At 65.5% G+C, this 1,155-nt stretch carries 2 protein-coding genes; both read right to left on the bottom strand.

Going from position 1 to position 1,155, the window contains the following annotated elements:
- Positions 1-246 precede the first annotated feature (246 nt).
- Positions 247-717, bottom strand: coding sequence for a cupin domain-containing protein (locus AB1I47_RS33775; RefSeq protein WP_354687986.1), 471 nt, complete (start codon positions 715-717; stop codon positions 247-249).
- 51 nt (positions 718-768) lie between these two features.
- Complete coding sequence (locus AB1I47_RS33770) at positions 769-1,029, bottom strand: hypothetical protein (protein WP_354687985.1); 261 nt, start codon at positions 1,027-1,029, stop codon at positions 769-771.
- Positions 1,030-1,155: the final 126 nt, after the last annotated feature.

Here is a 1,155-nt window from a genome sequence, read left to right as displayed (position 1 = left end):
CACCGCCAAACACCCAAGGCAGGAGCCCGGTGCGCGAATCGCGCACGCCGGGATCTGTGCGGGGGGTGCTCAGTAATGGGCATTCCTACCGCGACATAGCGCCGCTGCGCCGGCTGTCGTCAGAAAATGCGGTGGGATATCCGGTTTGTTCGACCGCGGCCCCCGGCGCTTGGGCGTAGACTGGCGCCGCTGTACTCACCGGCCCGCCCGCACCCCGCCGCGGCGGGCTGTTTTTTTGGGGCGCAGCTATCGTGCAAGCCGGTGCAGCAAGGCGTCGTGGCCGGGAGCGAGGCCGGCAATGGTGTCGAGGTCGGCCAGTTCGAATTCACTGAACTGGAACGCCGGCGCCACGGTGCAGCCGACCAGCGCAAAGTCGGCGCCGTCTCCAAGGTCCACGCGTTCCGCCGCAAACCAGTGGCTGGCCGGCACCATTGCCTGGAAGGCCGCGCCGGGGCGCCGCAGCGGATCGCCCAGGCGATGCGTGACGATGCTCCCATCGACGATCACGTGCACATCCAGCGGCGAGCCCGCATGGAAATGCCATAGCTCATCGGAACGGATGCGGTGCCAGGCGGAATAGTCGTTGCCGCACAACATGTAGTAGATCGCGGTGGACGGCGCGCTGCGATAGGTTTCGCGGTAGTAGCCGCCTTCCGGATGGGGCTTCAGGTCGAGCGAGCGGATCAGCTGCGTGGCCGCGGGACTGAGGTCAGGCATGTGGGCGAACGGGGATGATCAGGGGGGCATCATCGATGCGGGCCCCATAGCTTAAAGCAAGGCAAAGCGCGCCTGGCTGGGGCCCACCAGCGCGGGCCGGCTGACCGGGTAGCGATGGCGCATGCCCTGCGCGTCGAAGGACAGGAAGTCTGGCGTCCAGCGCAGCGCCTGTAGCTGATCCGGCGGGATGCCGAGAACGATGATCGCACCGGCATCCACGCGGACGCCGTCGCAGGGCAGCCGTATGGATTCGGCGTCGTCGCCGAAGTAATAGGCCTCGAGCAGGATGGAATCGGACTGGTACAAGGGCATGGGAAGACGTCCTCCCGGTACTGTATGGATATACAGTGTGCGCCGGCTAACCGGCAAGGAGTAAAGGGTGAAAGTCCCTGACAGCAGAAGATTTAGCGAATCACGCTGTCCCCGAGTCATGCGTTG

This window comes from Cupriavidus necator (assembly GCF_040578825.1).
GTDB classification, from domain to species: Bacteria; Pseudomonadota; Gammaproteobacteria; order Burkholderiales; family Burkholderiaceae; genus Cupriavidus; species Cupriavidus necator_E.
The sequence above is the reverse complement of the archived record's forward strand: the minus strand, read 5'-3'. Positions and strand labels throughout refer to the sequence as shown.

Bases quoted from the DNA above. Each gene is read 5' to 3' on its own strand.
- AB1I47_RS33775 (WP_354687986.1), bottom strand. From the start codon at position 717: ATGCCTGACCTCAGTCCCGCGGCCACGCAGCTGATCCGCTCGCTCGAC.
- AB1I47_RS33770 (WP_354687985.1), bottom strand. From the start codon at position 1,029: ATGCCCTTGTACCAGTCCGATTCCATCCTGCTCGAGGCCTATTACTTC.